The organism is Luteibacter sp. dw_328, assembly GCF_018449605.1.
Lineage (GTDB): Bacteria > Pseudomonadota > Gammaproteobacteria > Xanthomonadales > Rhodanobacteraceae > Luteibacter.
Genome location: NZ_JAAVUW010000005.1, coordinates 334,031 through 351,167, shown reverse-complemented (window position 1 = coordinate 351,167; position 17,137 = coordinate 334,031). Strand labels below are relative to the sequence as shown.

14 protein-coding genes are annotated in these 17,137 nt (G+C 64.3%); 10 read left to right on the top strand and 4 right to left on the bottom strand.

Features of this window, described 5'->3' with window-relative positions; all coding sequences use genetic code 11:
• The first annotated feature begins 89 nt into the window (after positions 1 to 89).
• Genes HB634_RS14250 through HB634_RS14225 form a run of 6 tightly spaced genes read left to right on the top strand, consistent with a single transcriptional unit; the run spans position 90 to position 6,358 of the window.
• Entirely contained in the window at positions 90 to 1,634 is a 1,545-nt protein-coding gene (locus HB634_RS14250; RefSeq protein WP_213949022.1) for a sugar ABC transporter ATP-binding protein, read from the top strand.
• Positions 1,631 to 2,623 (top strand): ABC transporter permease, encoded by a 993-nt coding sequence (locus HB634_RS14245; protein WP_213949021.1) that lies wholly within the window; start codon positions 1,631 to 1,633, stop codon positions 2,621 to 2,623. Before HB634_RS14250 ends, HB634_RS14245 begins: the two co-directional genes overlap by 4 nt.
• Complete coding sequence (locus tag HB634_RS14240) at positions 2,620 to 3,717, top strand: ABC transporter permease (protein ID WP_063570486.1); 1,098 nt, start codon at positions 2,620 to 2,622, stop codon at positions 3,715 to 3,717. The genes HB634_RS14245 and HB634_RS14240 overlap by 4 nt, the downstream gene beginning before the upstream one ends.
• A gap of 29 nt (positions 3,718 to 3,746) precedes the next feature.
• On the top strand, positions 3,747 to 4,742 hold the full coding sequence (locus HB634_RS14235) for a substrate-binding domain-containing protein (protein ID WP_213949020.1): 996 nt from the start codon (positions 3,747 to 3,749) through the stop codon (positions 4,740 to 4,742).
• Between the two features lie 21 nt (positions 4,743 to 4,763).
• Positions 4,764 to 5,654: an NAD(P)-dependent oxidoreductase gene (locus HB634_RS14230; protein WP_213949019.1), complete on the top strand. Its 891-nt coding sequence runs from the start codon at positions 4,764 to 4,766 to the stop codon at positions 5,652 to 5,654.
• A 20-nt stretch (positions 5,655 to 5,674) separates the two neighbouring features.
• Positions 5,675 to 6,358, top strand: a complete 684-nt coding sequence (locus HB634_RS14225; RefSeq protein ID WP_063570482.1) for an aspartate/glutamate racemase family protein — start codon at positions 5,675 to 5,677, stop codon at positions 6,356 to 6,358.
• A gap of 1 nt (position 6,359) precedes the next feature.
• On the opposite strand, the gene HB634_RS14220 is transcribed toward HB634_RS14225, so the two are convergent.
• On the bottom strand, positions 6,360 to 7,031 hold the full coding sequence (locus HB634_RS14220; RefSeq protein WP_213949018.1) for an aldolase: 672 nt from the start codon (positions 7,029 to 7,031) through the stop codon (positions 6,360 to 6,362).
• Between the two features lie 65 nt (positions 7,032 to 7,096).
• Between HB634_RS14220 and ltnD the strand changes: the two genes are divergently transcribed.
• From ltnD to HB634_RS14200, 4 genes are all read left to right on the top strand, one after another.
• On the top strand, positions 7,097 to 8,086 hold the full coding sequence (gene ltnD, locus HB634_RS14215) for an L-threonate dehydrogenase (RefSeq protein ID WP_255548589.1): 990 nt from the start codon (positions 7,097 to 7,099) through the stop codon (positions 8,084 to 8,086).
• Positions 8,087 to 8,096: 10 nt separating this feature from the next.
• Complete coding sequence (gene otnI / locus HB634_RS14210) at positions 8,097 to 8,885, top strand: 2-oxo-tetronate isomerase (RefSeq protein ID WP_213949017.1); 789 nt, start codon at positions 8,097 to 8,099, stop codon at positions 8,883 to 8,885.
• Positions 8,882 to 10,150, top strand: coding sequence for a 3-oxo-tetronate kinase (gene otnK, locus HB634_RS14205; protein ID WP_213949016.1), 1,269 nt, complete (start codon positions 8,882 to 8,884; stop codon positions 10,148 to 10,150). Before otnI ends, otnK begins: the two co-directional genes overlap by 4 nt.
• A 148-nt stretch (positions 10,151 to 10,298) precedes the next feature.
• Positions 10,299 to 11,699 (top strand): serine hydrolase, encoded by a 1,401-nt coding sequence (locus tag HB634_RS14200; protein ID WP_213949015.1) that lies wholly within the window; start codon positions 10,299 to 10,301, stop codon positions 11,697 to 11,699.
• 40 nt (positions 11,700 to 11,739) lie between these two features.
• Here the strand turns inward: HB634_RS14200 and HB634_RS14195 are convergent, their stop codons facing one another.
• From HB634_RS14195 to HB634_RS14185, 3 genes are read right to left on the bottom strand one after another with little or no spacing between them, the layout of a single operon-like run.
• Positions 11,740 to 12,513: an SDR family NAD(P)-dependent oxidoreductase gene (locus tag HB634_RS14195; protein WP_063571338.1), complete on the bottom strand. Its 774-nt coding sequence runs from the start codon at positions 12,511 to 12,513 to the stop codon at positions 11,740 to 11,742.
• The gene (locus HB634_RS14190; protein WP_063571337.1) at positions 12,510 to 13,943 is read right to left on the bottom strand and encodes a TolC family protein; all 1,434 of its coding nucleotides are present in this window, start codon (positions 13,941 to 13,943) and stop codon (positions 12,510 to 12,512) included. The genes HB634_RS14195 and HB634_RS14190 overlap by 4 nt, the downstream gene beginning before the upstream one ends.
• Before the next feature lie 2 nt (positions 13,944 to 13,945).
• Positions 13,946 to 17,137: a multidrug efflux RND transporter permease subunit gene (locus HB634_RS14185; RefSeq protein WP_213949014.1), complete on the bottom strand. Its 3,192-nt coding sequence runs from the start codon at positions 17,135 to 17,137 to the stop codon at positions 13,946 to 13,948.

Sequence of the window (17,137 nt, the reverse complement as noted above, 5' to 3'; positions counted from 1 at the left end):
TACCCTGAAATGATTGCGCTACCATTTCTACGGGCCTATAGTCCGGCCACACGTGGTACCCGCATTCAAACGCGTTGGTCGGAGGTGTTGTGATTCAGTTGTCCCGCGAACCCGTCGCGCAGGCCCTTCTCGGTGCACGCGGCATCGCAAAGCGCTTCGGCCCCGTTGAAGTCCTGCGCGGCATCGACCTGGAGCTTCGCCCCGGACGCATCCTGACTCTCATGGGTGAGAACGGCGCCGGCAAGTCGACGATGTTCCGCATCCTTGCCGGCCAGCTGCAGCCCAGCGCCGGCGAACTCACGCTCAATGGTGAATCCCTGCGGTTGGCGTCGCCTCACGCCGCTCACGCGCACGGCATTCATCTCGTGCCGCAGGAGCCGCTTTTGCTTCCTGAGTTGACCGTCGCGGAGACGATGTTCCTCGGTCGGCTGCCAATGACCGGCGCGATCTTCCGTCACGTCGACTGGAAGGACGTGCGCCGGCGTGCACAGGCCGTGCTGCGGATGCTCGACCTGGATATCGACATCGACAGCTGCGCAAAGACGCTGAGCCTCGCGCAGCTTCAGCTGGTGGAGTGCGCCAAGGCGCTGTTGCACGACTGTCGCATCATCCTTTTCGACGAACCGACCTCACCGCTCACCTCGCATGAGGTGGACAACCTGTTCGTCATCATGCGCCGCCTCGCGGCCGACGGCTGCACGTTGAGCTTTATCAGTCATCGCACCGAGGAAGTGCTTGAGATCAGCGATGACATCGCCGTCCTGCGCGACGGGCGCCTGGTCGACAGCGCGGAGCGCGGAAGCTTCGACCGGGCCCGCCTGCTTTCGACGATGGTGGGGCGCACCCTGCGCGACATACCGCGGCGAGAATCCAGCTACGTCACCGAACAGACCGTGCTCGAGGTGGACGGCCTGGCCAGCGAGCCCAGCTTCCGTCGCATCGGCTTTCAGCTGCGCCGCGGGGAGATCCTCGGATTAGCCGGCCTGGTCGGCGCGGGCCGCACGGAAATCGCGGAAACGATCTTCGGCGTCCGGCGGCCAACGGCCGGCAGCGTCCGCCTCGCGGGGGAGACCGTCACCAGCAAACCCTGCCACGACCTGATTCGCAAAGGACTGGTGTACGTGCCGGAGGATCGCGCACGCCACGGTGCGGTGCTATCGATGACGATCGCCCAGAACGTCACCTCCGGCCTGCTCGAACGTGTGCGCCAGTCCGCCGGCCTGCTCAGCGACGCGGACGAGACACGCCTGGGTGCGACAGCGGTGCGCGACTTCCGCGTGCGCTGCGCCGGGCTCGACCAACCGCTGCGCGAGCTGTCCGGCGGCAACCAGCAGAAGGTCGTCTTCAGCAAGTGGATCGCTACCGGGCCGAAGGTCGCCATTCTCGATGAGCCGACGCGGGGCGTCGACGTCGGGTCGAAGGAAGAAATCTACGAACTGATCGAAGCCATGGCGCGTGACGGCATGGCCGTGTTGGTGATCTCCTCGGAAACAGAAGAGCTGGTGCGCCTGTGCGACCGCGTGCTTTCGCTCTACGAAGGTGAGCTTGTCGCGGAACTGACCGGGGACCAGATCAATCCTGCCGCAGTCAGCGCGTCGTACCTGGGTAGCGCACATGCGGAGGGGGCGCCATGAGTGCTGTCGCCATGCCTTCGCGCCGGCGCGCCATCGCCCCGCGTTTCACCATGACGCGCGAATTGACCCTGGTCGCCGTGACGGTCGGCCTGACGATAACCGTCGGTCTGCTCAACCATGACTTTGTCGGTGCGCAGAACCTGCGCTTCATGCTGCTCAACTCGGTGGTGCTTTCGCTCGTGGCGCTGGGTCAGACGCTGGTGATCGCGATGCGCGGCATTGACCTGTCGGTGGCACCGATCCTCGGTCTGGCGGCGATGGTCTGCGGATTGCTGGCGCAGACGCACGGTCTGTCCCTCGCCGCCGCGTTACCGCTGGCGCTATGCATCGGGCTGGTCCTGGGGACGATCAATGGCGTTCTCGTGGCGACGATGGACATTCCCCCGATCGTCGTGACCCTGGGTACGTATAGCCTCTACAGCGGACTGACCTTCATCTACTCCGACGGCACGCAGGTCGACGCGGTATCCCCGACGTTCGCGGCGTTTGGTAACGGCCATTTGCTAGACGTCGTTCCCATCCCCACGCCCGTGGTCGTACTTCTCGTGATCCTGGCTTTGTGCTGGTACGTGCTGCGCCACACGGGATTCGGACGCGCGGTGCTGGCCATCGGTAACAACGCTTCCGCCGCGTATGCGGCCGGTCTGCCCGTCACCTGGGTGCGCATTCGCGTTTACGCGCTGTCCGGGATGCTCGCGGCGTTCGCCGGGCTGATGTTCCTCTGCTACACGGGCTCGGCTACGGTCACCGCGGGCACGGGTGATCACATCGAGTTGCAATCCATCGCCGTATCGCTGATCGGCGGCACAGCCATCGCCGGTGGCCGCGGCAATCTCATCGGCACGGTACTCGGCAGCCTTTTTCTTTCCGTGGTACTGACAGCCCTGGTCTTCCTGCATGTGCCGCCGATCTGGTACTCGGCGGGTGAGGGCCTGATGATTCTCGCTGCCGTCCAGGCCGGTTTTGGTCGTCGAGGAGCGCGCGCATGAGCGTCTCGCCCACCGTCGGTGCAACCCCGGGTGACGACCTGACCATGGCGAAGAGGCGACGTCGGCTCTTTTCCCTGGGCGGCTGGGAGCTCTCGCTGCTGGTCCTGCTGATCATCGTGACGACGAGTTTCGGTCTGGGCGTGCCGGGGTTCTTCGACAACCTGTCCGGCTTCCTTGCCATGACCAGCAACTTCCTGCCGTTCGGCATCGTCGCGCTCGGTCTGTCACTGGTGATCTTCACCGGAGGCATCGATCTGTCGGTCGGTGCTACCGCGAGTCTCGCCGCCGTTGTCGCGGCGCAGCTTTGGGCGACGATGGGGCTGAACATCTGGGTGGCGAGCCTGCTCGGTCTGGCCATGGGCGGCTTGCTCGGCGGCATCAATGCGGCCGTCATCGTGCTTCTGCGTATCGAACCGCTGATCGCGACGCTGGCGACGAGTTTCATCTATACGAGCGCAGCGGTGGCCGTCGCTGGCGACTCGCCGCCGTCGGGGTTCCCCGATGCTTTCAACAACATGGGTTCGGGCGCCATGGCGTGGGGCAGTTTCCAGTTCCCGTACCAACTACTTATCTTCATTCCGCTGGCCGTGCTGTTCTGGTTACTGGTCACCCGCAGCGCGTTCGGTCGCAAGCTCGTCACCGTCGGTTACAACAGTGAGGCCGCACGCTATTCCGGCATCCGCGTGCCGCGTGTGCTGGCGGCGGCTTATGTCATCAGCGGCATGATGGCGGCGCTCGCCGGTCTCGTGTTGTCGGCCTATTACAGCGCGGCGCGCGCCGACATGGGCGACGTGCTTCTGCTCACCACTATTGCGATGGTCGTGCTTGGTGGTGTCAGCATCTTCGGCGGCGAAGGCCGCATGGGCGGTGTCATCGTCGCCGTACTCCTGCTCGGCCTGCTTCGTCAGGGCATGCTCATCGCCGGATTCTCGGACATGGTGACCTCCATGCTGACCGGCGCGATCCTGATCGGCTCGATCGCCATCCGCAACATCTTCAGCACGCGGGTCGGCGGCTTCGGTAAGCGCCTGCTCGCACTCATCCGCCGACCCGCCATCGCGGGACCCGACGCCACTCGTCACGACGCGCCCTGAGCGTCGCTATCCATCCACAGGAGGGAGTCATGATCACCGCCCGTCGCATGCTCGTGCTGGCCGCCGCCGCTACCCTGGCCATCGCCTCTGCTGTCTCCGCCCAGACCGTCGATACGTCGAAACGGATCAAGGTGGCCATGGTGCCGAAACTGGTTGGCCTGTCCGTCTTCAAGGCCAACCAGCAGGGCGCCGAGGCGGCGGCAAAAACGCTGAACATCGACTTTCTCTACACCGGCCCGGTCACCGCGTCGGCGCAGGGCCAGGTCGACGTCTTCAACAGTCTCATCGCCCGCAAGTTCGATGTCATCACCACCACGTCGAACAACCCGACCCAGCTTGCACCGGCACTGAAGCGTGCGATGAAGCAGGGCATCAAGGTGGTCTCCTACGACAGTGACGTGTCGCCCGATGCACGTGACTTCTTCATCCAGAATACCGAGTACCCGGCGTTCGGCAAGGCGCTGGTCGACTCGGTCGCCAAGTACATTCCCGCCGATTCGGAAGTGGCGATTCTATCGTCGACCAAGGACGCCACGATCCAGAACGAGTGGATCAATGCGCTGACCGCGTACATGAAGACCGCCTATCCGAAGATGAAGATAGTCACGACCGAATACGGTCAGTCCGATCCGTCGAAGTCGCTGACCGCGGGGCTGAATATCCTGCAGGCGCATCCGAATGTCGCGGCCATCATCGCGCCCGACGGGGCTTCCGAGGTCGGGGCGGCAGCGGCGGTGCAAAAGCTCGGCCGCACCGGCAAGGTTTTCGTTACCGGATGCAGCAATCCCGACGCGATCCGGCAGTACGTGAAGGCCGGCATCATCAAGGCCAGCCCGTTGTGGGACGAGGTGAAGGAGGGCCAGTTGGTGATGCATGTCGCCCGCCTCGCCGCCAACAATGCGCTCAAGCCCAACGACACATTCTCCGTTCCCGGCCTTGGCGACTACACCGTCAAGGACAAGGTGATCATCTTCAGTGAGCCGCTGATCTTCACCGCCGAGAACATCGACCAGTACAAGTTCTGACCCATCCCCCAAGGAGTTTCCATGAAACGCGTCATCTTCACCGGCGGTAGCGGCAAGGCCGGGCGCCATGTCGTGCAGTACCTGGTCGACCAGGGCTATCGCGTACTCAACCTCGACACGAAGCCGCTCGATAACCCGGCAGTCCGCACCCTCATTACGGATATCACGGACTCGGGCCAGGTGTTCAATGCCCTGTCGAGCTACACGGGTCTGCACGAATTCGACCCGAACCTGGCACCCGAGCCCATCGATGCTGTCGTTCACTTCGCTGCAATCCCACGCATCATGATCGTGCCGGACAACGAGGTTTACCGCATCAACGTGATGGGTACCTACAACGTGATCGAAGCCGCCGCGAAGCTGGGCATTCGCAAGGTGATCATCGCCTCCAGCGAGACGACGTATGGCCTGGTGTTCAATCACACGCCGCGCGATCCGGAATATTTTCCGCTCGATGAGGACTACCCGGTCGATCCGCGCGACAGCTATGCCCTTTCCAAGATCTGCAACGAGAAGACCGCGCAGGCCTTCGCCGGTCGTACGGGGATGGATATTTATGCGATTCGCATCGGTAACGTCATCGAACCGCATGAGTACGCAGGTTTCCCCGGCTTCTTCGCCAAGCCCGATTTCCGCAAGCGCATCGCCTGGAGTTACATCGACGCCCGCGACCTCGGCCAGATCGTGGACCTCGGCATCCAGAAGGATGGCCTCGGCTTCCAGATCTTCAACGCCGCCAACAACGACGCCTCGTCCGATCTTCCGACCGCCGAACTGCTCCGCCGCTATTTTCCGAACGTGCCGGTCAAGGGCGAACTCGGCGAGTACGAGACGCTGCTCTCCAACCGCAAGACACGTGACGTGCTGGGTTTCCAGGAGGCGCACAACTGGCGCCGTTACGTGAAGCCCTGAATCCGACGGAGGATGAAACCATGCCTACTCAGACCACGCTCGTAATCGTCCATACCGGACCCGTCACCGTTCAGCCGTTGAGTTCGCTCGGGCCGGAGTTGTTGCCGGGTGTGCGTATCGTCAATCTCGTCGACGACAGCCTGCTCAAGGACACGATGGCGGCCGGCCACGTTACCCCGGCGGTAACCCGCCGCCTTGCCCAGTACATGATGATCGGGCAGGAAATGGGTGCGACCCTTATCCTCAATGCGTGCTCGTCCGTGGGTGAAGCGGCGGACACGGTGCGCCCGCTGCTCTCGGTGCCGATACTGAAGGTGGATCAGGCAATGGCTGAGCGTGCGGTCGCCAGCGCCACGCGCATCGGCGTCGCGGCGACGGTGCAGACCACGCTCGACCCCACGGCGCGGCTCATCGAGCGCGTGGCGCATGAAGCGGGCAAATCCGTACGTGTCACGCGAGCCCTGTGCGAGGGCGCGTTCGATGCCCTGCTTGCGGGTCGTGCCGATGAGCACGACATGATCGTCGAACGGGCGTTGCGTGAACTGGCTGCCGATGTCGATCTCATCGTGCTCGCGCAAGTATCGATGGGGCGCGTCGTCGACAAGCCGGGTGTCCGCTTCGATGTGCCGGTGCTGACCAGTCCGCGCCTTGGCATGGAGCGCGTCGCGGAGCTGCTGCGCGGCCAGCTGGAACGAGCGGCATGAGTCAGTGGGAGTGATCGTCATGCGGCGACACTGCGCCGGTCGTGCCGAACGCACGGGAGAGATCATCGACCTGGGAAGGCGAGAGGATGCGCGGATCGAGGCCGCGAAGGAGCATGTGCAGCTTCGCGGTTTCCTCCAGTTCCTCCATCGCGTTCACGGCCGCCGCGAGCGAGGTGCCCGCGACGACGGGCCCGTGGTTGGCCAGCAGGACGGAAGCGTAGCGCCCGGCCAGGCCGCGGATGGCGTCGGCCACGGCGGGATCGCCCGGGCGATGGTAAGGAATGAGAGCCGTATCGCCGACGCGCATCACGTAGTACGGCGTCAGCGGTGGCAACACGGACGATGGATCGAGGCCGGGAAGCATGGACAGCGCCACGGCGTGCGTGGAATGCAGATGGACCACGGCGCCCGAGCCTGTACGCGATTCGTACAGCGCCTTGTGCAGCGGCGCTTCCTTGGTGGGCTTGTCGCCATCGACGAAGCGGCCTTGCGCATCGAAACGCGAGAGGCGCGCAGGGTCGAGGAATCCCAGCGATGCATCGGTAGGCGTCATCAGCAGCCCGCCATCGTCAAGGACGGCACTGATGTTGCCGGACGACCCATGGGTAAGGCCGCGTTCGAACATCGATCGGGCGAAGAGGCAGATCTGCTCACGCAGGCGTGACTCGCTCATGGCACCGGCTCCTGTGGGTAACGCGATGGTAGCGCAATCAGTCCAACAATCTTCTGGAGAACCGTATGTCGATGAGCGGATCGGACACGATCCCCGGCGTTAATTCGACGAGTCCCCCCACGGCGGACCGATGGGCTGGCCTGAGCGTGGTCGTTGCGGGACTTGGCTCCATGGGGCTCGGTGTCGCTACGAGTCTGCTGCGTGCCGGCGCGCACGTCACGGGCTTCGATCCCGGCGAGGATCGGCGTAATGCCTTTGCCTCGCTCGGCGGACACGTCGCCACATCGGCGACAGCCGCCGCCGAGCTCGCTGACGTCGTTGTCAGCGTGGTCGTCAACGCTGATCAGACCGAAGCACTCCTCTTCGGCACCGACGGCATCGCGACGCGCATGGCGCCCGATGGCGTGTTCGTTTCATGTGCCACGATGGCACCGGGCAGGGCGCGCGACCTGGCGCGGCAGGTCGAAGCCAGTGGCCGCCATTACCTCGATGCACCCATCAGCGGAGGAGCAGGGCGCGCGGCCGATGGCAGCCTGACGGTCATGGCATCCGGAAGCGCCGCTGCCTTCGACCGTGCAGAGTGCGTACTCGACGCGATCGCCGGCAAGGTCTACCGGCTCGGCCATGTCGCGGGGCAGGGCGCAGCGTTCAAGATGGTCAACCAGCTACTGGCGGGCGTGCACATTGCGGCAGCCGCGGAGGCTATCGCCTTCGCTGCCAACGAAGGCCTCGATCTCCAGCAGGTGTACGAAGTGATCACGGCCTCGGCAGGTAACTCGTGGATGTTCGAGAACCGCGTCCCGCACATGATCGACGGTGACTACTCGCCGCGAAGCGCCGTCGACATCTTCGTGAAGGACCTCGGGATCGTCCTGGACATGGGCCGGACCAGCGTCTTCCCCGTACCGCTCGCCAGCGCCGCGCTGCAACTCTTCGTGATGACATCCGCGGCGGGAATGGGGCGCGACGACGATGCCTCGGTGGCCCGCCTGTACGCGCGCATCGCAGGCATCGGCCTGCCGGGTGAACCCGCCACATCCATCGACCGCCGCTAAGGGAATTGCCATGCCGCGCTTTGCTGCCAACCTCACGATGATGTTCAACGAGCACGACTTCCTCGACCGCTTCGATGCGGCGGCGGCGGCAGGTTTCGGTGCGGTCGAGTTCCTGTTTCCCTATGACCATCCGGTGGAGCACGTGGTCGACCGCGTAGAACGTAACGGCCTGGCCGTGGTGCTGATGAATCTTCCCGCCGGCGACTGGGCGGCCGGAGAACGCGGGATGGCGGCCATCCCCGCGCGCGCCGCCGACGTGCGCGCAGCCTTCGAACGCGCCACGCCTTACATCCGGGCGCTACGCGTGCCGCGTGTACACCTGATGGCAGGCATTGCCCCGAACGATGACCACCATTGGCGCGCCTACCGTGAATCGATCCGATGGTGCGCTGAGCGCGCGATGGGGCTTGGGATCGACGTACTGCTGGAGCCGGTCAACCGTCGTGACATGCCCGGCTACTTCATGAGCGACGTCGACGCCGCTCTCGCGCTTATCGAAGAACTGCGCCTGCCGAACCTGAAGCTTCAGCTCGACCTGTATCACGCGCAGATCATTCATGGGGACGTGACCATGCGCCTGCGCCGTGCGATGCCTGTACTTAGTCACATCCAGGTCGCGAGCGTACCGTCGCGCCACGAGCCCGACGGCGAGGAGCTGAACTATGCGTTCCTGTTCGCCGAACTGGACCGGCTCGGGTACATCGGGCATATCGGCTGTGAGTACCGTCCACGCGGACGTACCGAGGATGGCCTCGGCTGGCTGGCACCCTGGACGAACGGCGCAAAGGTGGCAGCATGAGTCTCTATCTCGGCGCCATTGCCGATGACTACACCGGCGCCTCGGACCTGGCCAGCACGCTGGCGGGCAATGGCCTGCGGGTGGTGCAGACGATCGGTGTACCGCCCGAGGGCATGGTGCTGCCCGACGTGGACGCCGTTGTCGTTGCGCTGAAAAGCCGTTCGGTTTCCGCCGACGTCGCCGTGCGACAGTCGCTCGCCGCGGACGCGTGGTTGAGGTCGCACGGCGCGGCACACGTGTTGTTCAAGATCTGCTCGACGTTCGATTCGACGGCCGAGGGCAACATCGGACCGGTGACCGAAGCCCTGGCTATGCCACATCGTGCCATGCCCATCGTTTGCCCGGCCTTTCCGCGCAATCGACGCACGGTCTACCAGGGGCATTTGTTCGTGGGCGGCGACCGCCTCGATGAGAGTCCCCTCAAGGACCATCCGATCACGCCCATGCGGGACTCCAGCCTGCTCCGCCTGATGACTGCCCAGAGCCGTCTGCCGGTAGGGCTGCTCTCGCTGGCGGTGATCCGCGCCGGTGACGACGTCGTGCGGACCGAGCTGTCACGGCTGCGACTAAGCGGCTGCGGTAGCGTGATCGCCGATGCCGTGACCGACAGTGACCTCGAGGTGTTGGGGCGTGTGGCGTTGGACGACCATGTGTCGACAGGCGCGTCGGGCTTGGGTCTTGGTTTGGCCCGAGCCATCGTCGTCGACCGGGAGAGCCTTGGTGATGTCGGCATGATGCGCGCCCCCGACGACTTGCGAGGATCGCTGGTGCTCGCTGGCAGCTGCTCGGCGGCCACCCTCGAGCAACTGGACATCGCCGAACACGAATGGCCAGTGCTGCGTCTTGGCGCCGAAGAGTTGATTGCGGGCACCGCGAGCGTGAAAGCCGCGGTCGACTGGGCCCGTCGGCATCTGGCGGAGGGTCCGGCCATCGTCGCGACCAGCGCCTCCCCCGATCGTGTCGCCGCCCTCCAGGCCTCGCACGGCGTGCAGTGTGTGTCGGCCCTGCTTGAGGGAGCGATCGCCGAGATCGCCTCCCAACTGGCGGACGAAGGGCTCTCGCGGCTGATCGTCGCGGGCGGTGAGACCTCGGGCGCGGTCGTCGACCGGCTCGGCATCGAAGCCTTCCTTATCGGCCGCGAGCTCGCGCCGGGTGTGCCGATGCTGCACGCGCTCGGGCGACGGCACGCGAACCTGCGCCTCGTGTTGAAGTCGGGTAACTTCGGTAGCCCGGGATTCTTCACCGAAGCGATCATCGCCGAGTGAGCGGGGTTCTGGCGGCAGCGCAGCCGTGGCCATGCGGTGAACCGGTGGCCTCAAGGCTTGCGAAGAACGCCCGTACCTTCCTAAGCTTCGCGGATACGCTTCGTGCCGCGTAAGGAAAGGGCACGCACTTCGCTCTTGCAGGTGATCAATGGAACAACGGCATCGCTCGGGCCTCACGTTGTTGGCAGCACTTCTTCTGTTTCCGGTGGCGCATGCCACCTCGACCGACACGCCCGCGGCACGCATGGCGGAACAGCTGAAGATCAATCAGCAGCGTTATGGCATTGCCGGGCAGGCGGTCATTGTCACCCACAACGACGAGGTGCTGTTCCGCGGGGCGAGCGGCAGCGCAAGCGTGGATAGCGTCTTCGAGATGTACTCCGTGGCCAAGCTGTTCACCAACACCCTGGTGATGCAGCTGATCGAACAAGGTGACGTGGAGGTCGACCAGCCGGCCAGTCGATACGTTCCGGATCTCCCCGCCAGCTGGAAGGCGATCACCGTCCGTAACTTCCTCGATCACACCTCGGGCATTCCGGATTATTTCGACAAGGACCATCCGTCCGGGCCGTATCCACCGACGGTGAAAGCGATGTTCGCCGCTCTGGCAGACAAACCGCTGCAGTTCCCCCCGGGAACCCAGACGCGTTACACGCAGGCCAACTACGTGGTCCTTGCAGCGCTGCTGGAGGCACACTACGGCAAGCCCTATCCACAGATCGTGGCCGAACGCATCGTGCGTCGGCTTGGGCTGCGTGGAACGTTTCTCGGTGCATCCGCCGTGCCCGCTGACCGGGCCGTCACGGAATACATCGGGAAGAACGGAAAACTGCAACGTGATCCGCCGATCGTGTGGCCCCTGTATGGTTACGGGCACGCATCGCTGTTCTCGACCGTGGACGACCTGCGCGTTTTCCTCGGTGCCATGGCACGAGGTGAGCTGGTCGACAAGGTGACGCTCAGCAAGCTGTGGCAGAAGTCGACGCTGCCAAACGGCCGAACCGGCGATTTCGCCACGGGCTGGGAATACGGTAACAGCGACCTCTATTGGAACGTCGGGCACGACGGGGGCACCAAGGTCAGGGTGCGCCTCCTCTTCAGAGGTGACCTCGGCGGCGACAGGTACACTGTCATCTACGTCACCAGCGGGAGCGCCAAAAACGTCTGGTCACGCGTACTGGTGGACAGCGCGATGGCCGCCGTTGCGCCCGACGATTTCCCAGCGGAAGCACTGCAGGAGCGCCTCATCGCTTTCGCAACAGGGCCATCCACCGACAGCACCATGGCCGCCATGGAGCGATTCCTTGGCAAGCAGTCCGCGCTCAAGGGGAAGGACCTCGAGCGGGCCGTCAATGCGAGTGGTTATACGATATGCGAGAACCTCGGTGTCGACGCATGCATTCGCGTATTCATCCTCAACACGCACCTGTTCGCGCAGTCGTCGAACGCGTGGGATAGCCTGGCCGAGGCGTACCAGAAGAAAGGCGATCGGGAAAAGGCGCAGTCGCTTTACGACAAGGCCCACCGGCTGGCGGCGGGACAACAGTAACGGCGGGAGACCCCAAGAATTGAGGACTCCAACCAACCTTCTACCAGGCAAGCCTGGCGTGATCCCGGAAGAACCCGCCGTTCGCGGCTTCGCGCTCCGAAAGGAGTGCGGCCCAGACGATCCCTTCGGCACTGTCGGCGACGGGGCGTCCGCCGCTACCTCCGAGCGAGGTGGCCGTCCAGCCCGGACACACCGCGTTCACGAGAATGCCACTGCCCTCAAGCTCGCGCGCCGCCACTTGTGTATAGGCATTGAGCGCTGCCTTGGAAATGCGATAGGCGGGAGCCGTTTCGCCACACATGTTGCTCACGGCGCACTCGCTCGAAACGTTGACCACGCGTCCATACCCATGACGCCGCATCAGCGGTACCGCTGCGGCGGTGAGGCACCACGCTCCGAGCAGGTTAGTTTCGAGTGCGCCGCGAATGAGTTCAAGATCAGGCTTCGACACGCGGGCATCGTGGTCGAAGTAACCACCCGCATTGTTGACGAGAATATCCAGTCGCCCGAAACGGCCATCGATGTTGGCGACGGCCGCCTCGATATCGGCTGCACGTGTCACGTCGAGCTTGATCGCGTACGCGTCACCGCCCATGTCTCGCACCGACTTCAGGGCCTTTTCGCCCTTGCCCGGCTGGCGCATGCCCATGAAGACGGTAACGCCGAGCGATGCAAGCTGCTTCGAAACCTCAAGTCCGATCCCGCGATTGGCGCCGCTCACCAGCGCGATGCGCTGGGTGAGCGGCGGTTCCGCGGCGGTCGGGTTCGATCGCTTCGTCTGCACGGGCAGGCGATGAACCTTCGCGGCGCTCATGGGGCTTTCGCAACCTCGCTACACGCGTTGTTGCCGCAGGCCTGCCAGCCGCCACCGAGCGCCTTGTAGAGCGACACGGCGCGGGTGTTGATGCCGGCTTCGGCTTCCGCCAGCTGATCTTCCGCCGAGAGCTGCGTACGCTCGGCGTCAAGCAGTTCCAGGTAATCCGTACGGCCCGCGTCATAGCGAAGCTTGGCAAGCTCCGCGGCACGGCGGCTTTCCTTGGCCTGCACGACCAGCTTTTCGACGCGGATACGCTGCTGGTTGAAGCCGACCAGTGAATTGTCGACGTCCTCCAGGGCGGTAAGCACCGTGCGGTCGTAGTTGGCCTGCGCCTCTTCGGCCCGTGCACGCGCACCTCTCACGCCAGAGGCCACGCGCTGCACATTGAGGCCCGACCAGGAGATGCTGGGCGCAAGCTGCCATGCGCGCGAATCCGCACCGCCGAAGTCATTGCTGCGGCCGGCAAGGAAGCCGACGAATCCGCCCAGCGTGATATGCGGAAAGTAATCCGCCTTGGCCACGCCGATACGGGCGTTCGCGGCGGCGAGCTCGCGCTCGGCGATGCGGATATCCGGGCGACGCTGCAGCACTTCATCGGCACCGCCGATGGCGAGGCTGACGTCGATCGGCTTGAAGGTAGCCGGCGAGAGATCGATGTCGAGCTCACCCGGGCGCGCGCCGAGCAGCACCGCGATGCGGAACTGGTCGGCCTGGGCCTGGGTTTCGAGCACGGGTAGCTGCGCTTCGACGGAAGCCAGGCGCGCCTTGGCCGAAGCGAGGTCCTGCTCGGCACCCGTCCCGACCTCCACACGCGCATTGATCACCTTCAGCGAGTCCTGCTGGTTGGTGATGTCGCGCTTGGCCACATCGATGCGCAGCTGGGTGCCGCGCAGGTCGAAATAGTTACGTGCGACTTCGGCGAACAGCGTGACCTGGGCGTCCTGCAGGGAGGCCTCACCGGCACCGGCATCGGCACGCGCGGCTTCGACCGAACGGCGGATGCCGCCGAACAGGTCGAGCTCCCACGACGCATCGAAACCGGCCTGATACGAGGTGATCGTCTGGCGCTGGTCGGTGAAGCCCGGTTGTTGTTCCCGGGCACGTGAATAGTCCACGCCGGTCTCGATATCCGGAATCTGCTGCGACTTCGCGGTACCGAGGGCGGCGCGCGCCTGTTTCAGGCGGGCTACCGCGATCCTCAGGTCCGGGCTGCCCTGGGCAGCCCGGACGATCAGGTTGTCGAGCGTCGGGTCACCGAATTGCTTCCACCACTGTGCCTGGAAGGCCGCGCTGGTCTGCTGCGCCGGGTCCACACCTTGCAGTGTGACCGGCGCTTCTTTCGGGGCGTGGTAATCGGGGCCCACGCTCGCGCAACCGGCGAGGACGAGGGCCGCGAACAGGGCCGTACTACGGAGAATGGTTTTCATGATCACGACTCCCGAGCCGCGTGTTCAAGGAGACGACGCTCACGACGTGCAGCACGGTTCGCTGCCGAGCGTTCGTTCCAACCGCGGATCAGCACATAGAAGAGCGGGGTGAAGATCAGGCCGAAGAAGGTGACACCGAGCATGCCGGCGAATACCGCCACGCCCATCGCATGACGCATCTCCGCACCGGCACCGTGCGAGGTCACCAGCGGCACCACACCCATGATGAAGGCGAACGAGGTCATCAGGATCGGACGCAGTCGCAGGCGGGCCGCTTCGAGCACGGCGTCCACACGGTTCATGCCTTCGATCTCGGCCTCGCGAGCGAACTCGACGATGAGGATGGCGTTCTTGCAGGCCAGGCCCACCAGCACGATCAGGCCGATCTGGGTGAAGATGTTGTTGTCGCCGCCAGTGACGATCACGCCGGCGATAGCGGACAGCAGCACCATCGGTACGATCAGGATGACCGCCAGTGGCAAGCTCAGGCTCTCGTACAACGATGCCAGCACCAGGAAGACGAGCAGTACCGACAGCGGGAACACCAGTACCGCAGTGTTACCGGCAAGGATCTGCTGGTAGGTCAGCTCCGTCCACTCGTAGCTCATGCCGTTGGGCAGGCTCGTGTTGACCAGCTTCTCCATCGCTTCCTGCGCCTGTCCCGTGCTGTATCCCGGTGCCGCGCCGCCGTTGATCTCGGCGGTCGGGTAGCCGTTGTAGTGCTGCACGCGATCCGGGCCGTTGGTCTGGCGCATCGTCAGGAACGAGCCGAGCGGCACGAGGTCACCGGCGGCATTGCGGGTCTTGAGGCCGACCACATCGGACGGTTCGTGACGGAACGACGGCTCTGCCGACACGTTCACCTGGTAGGTGCGACCGAAGCGGTTGAAGTCGTTGACGTAGAGCGAGCCCAGGTACGCCTGCATGGTCTGGAACACGTCGCCCAGATCGATACCTTCGGACTTGGCCTTCTCACGATCGATGTCGGCGTCGAACTGCGGCACGTTCACCTGGAAGCTGCTGAACAGATGAGCGAGCTCCGGCGTTTTCTGGCTGGCCCCGATGATGCCCTGGGTCTGCTTGTACAACTCGTCGAAGCCGAGGTCACCACGATCCTCGAGCTGGATGCGGAAACCACCGATCGTACCGAGGCCGTTTACCGGCGGCGGCGGGAAGATCGCGATGTACGCACCCTGGATCGAAGCGAACTTCGCGTTGAGGCGTGCAACGATGGCGTCCGCGGAGAGATCCTTGTCGCGGCGCTCCTCGAATGGCTTCAGCGTAACGAAGACGATGCCCGAGTTGGTGCTGTTAGTGAAACCGTTGATCGACAGTCCCGGGAACTGCACGGCGTTCGCAGCGCCCGGGTCTTTCAGGGCGATGTCGCCCATTTCGCGGATGACGGTTTCGGTGCGGTCGAGCGAGGCGGCATCCGGTAGCTGCGCGAACGCGACCAGGTACTGCTTGTCCTGCGGCGGGACGAAACCGGTCGGGGTCTTCGCGAAGCCGAGCACACCCAGGCCAACCAGGCCGGCATACAGCACCAGCATCACCACCGCGAAACGCAGGATCTTCTTCACGCCGCCGACGTACGAGTTCGAGGCACGCTCGAAAACGCGATTGAACGGACGGAAGACCCAGCCGAGGCTGCGGTCCATCAGTACGGTGAGCTTATCCTTCGGCTCATCACGGCCCTTCAGCAGCAGCGCGGCGAGTGCCGGGCTCAGGGTCAGCGAGTTGAAGGCGGAGATCACGGTCGAGATAGCGATCGTCAGGGCGAACTGGCGATAGAACTGGCCGGTCAGACCACTGATGAAGGCGGCGGGGACGAACACGGCACACAGCACCAGCGCCGTGGCGACAATCGGGCCGGTCACTTCGGTCATGGCCTGGCGCGTGGCCATTTTCGGATCGAGACCATGCTCGATATGTCGTTCGACGTTCTCCACGACGACGATCGCATCGTCGACGACGATACCGATGGCCAGCACCAGCCCGAACAGCGACAGTGCATTGAGGGAAAAGCCGACCAGGTACATCACCGCGAACGTGCCGATCAGTGAAACCGGCACGGCGACGAGCGGAATGATCGATGCGCGCCAGGTCTGCAGGAACAGGATCACCACGAGCACGACGAGGATGATCGCTTCGAACAATGTGTGCACGACCGCTTCGATCGAGCCACGCACGAACACGGTCGGATCGTAGACGATGGTGTAGTCGACGCCTTGCGGGAAGTCCTTCTTCAGCGTTGCCATCTCCGCGCGCACTTCATCGGAAATCGCGATGGCGTTCGAGCCCGGGCGCTGGAAGATCGGAATCGCCACGGCTTCGCGGTTATTCAGCAGGCTGCGCAGGGCATAGCTGCTGGAGCCCAGTTCCACGCGAGCGACGTCGCGCAGGTGGGTGACCGAACCGGTGGGGTCGCTACGCACGATGATATTGAGGAAGTCGTCCTCGGTGACGAGGCGGCCTTGCGTGTTGATGTTGACCTGGAAGGCATTCGAGTTCGGGCCGGGAGGCGCGTTGAGTGCACCGGCAGCCACTTCGATGTTCTGCTCGCGCACCGCCTTGATCACGTCACCCGTGGTCAGGTTGCGGATGGCCAGCTTCTCCGGGTTCATCCACACGCGCATGCTGTACTCGCCCGCGCCGAACAGCTGAACATCGCCCACGCCGTCGAGACGGGCAAGCTGGTCCTTGATGCGCGTACGGGCATAGTTCGACAGGTACAGCATGTCGTAACGGTTATCCGGCGAGGTCAGATGCACGACCATGGTCAGGTCGGGCGAGCTCTTGGTCGTCGTGACACCGAGACGCTGCACTTCCTCGGGCAGTCGGGGCAGGGCCTGCGCGACGCGGTTCTGCGTCTGCACCTGCGCGTTGTCGAGGTCGGTGCCGAGGGCAAAGGTGACCGTCAGGGTCATCTGGCCATCGCTGGTGGACTGCGACGAGGTGTAGAGCATGCCTTCCACGCCGTTGATCTGTTCTTCGAGCGGCGTGGCGACGGTTTCGGCGATGACCTTCGGGTTGGCGCCGGGATAGCTCGCCTTGACCACGACGGTCGGTGGGACGACCTCCGGGTATTCGCTGATGGGCAGCTTGAACACGGCGATACCGCCCGCGATCAGGAACAGCACCGACAGCACGCCCGCCAGGATGGGGCGTTCAACAAAATATTGCGCGATTTTCAT

Coding starts and splice junctions, on each gene's coding strand:
- HB634_RS14245 (WP_213949021.1), top strand. CDS start 1,631: ATGAGTGCTGTCGCCATGCCTTCGCGCCGGCGCGCCATCGCCCCGCGT.
- HB634_RS14240 (WP_063570486.1), top strand. CDS start 2,620: ATGAGCGTCTCGCCCACCGTCGGTGCAACCCCGGGTGACGACCTGACC.
- HB634_RS14235 (WP_213949020.1), top strand. CDS start 3,747: ATGATCACCGCCCGTCGCATGCTCGTGCTGGCCGCCGCCGCTACCCTG.
- HB634_RS14230 (WP_213949019.1), top strand. CDS start 4,764: ATGAAACGCGTCATCTTCACCGGCGGTAGCGGCAAGGCCGGGCGCCAT.
- HB634_RS14225 (WP_063570482.1), top strand. CDS start 5,675: ATGCCTACTCAGACCACGCTCGTAATCGTCCATACCGGACCCGTCACC.
- HB634_RS14220 (WP_213949018.1), bottom strand. CDS start 7,031: ATGAGCGAGTCACGCCTGCGTGAGCAGATCTGCCTCTTCGCCCGATCG.
- ltnD (WP_255548589.1), top strand. CDS start 7,097: ATGTCGATGAGCGGATCGGACACGATCCCCGGCGTTAATTCGACGAGT.
- otnI (WP_213949017.1), top strand. CDS start 8,097: ATGCCGCGCTTTGCTGCCAACCTCACGATGATGTTCAACGAGCACGAC.
- otnK (WP_213949016.1), top strand. CDS start 8,882: ATGAGTCTCTATCTCGGCGCCATTGCCGATGACTACACCGGCGCCTCG.
- HB634_RS14200 (WP_213949015.1), top strand. CDS start 10,299: ATGGAACAACGGCATCGCTCGGGCCTCACGTTGTTGGCAGCACTTCTT.
- HB634_RS14195 (WP_063571338.1), bottom strand. CDS start 12,513: ATGAGCGCCGCGAAGGTTCATCGCCTGCCCGTGCAGACGAAGCGATCG.
- HB634_RS14190 (WP_063571337.1), bottom strand. CDS start 13,943: ATGAAAACCATTCTCCGTAGTACGGCCCTGTTCGCGGCCCTCGTCCTC.
- HB634_RS14185 (WP_213949014.1), bottom strand. CDS start 17,137: ATGAAAATCGCGCAATATTTTGTTGAACGCCCCATCCTGGCGGGCGTG.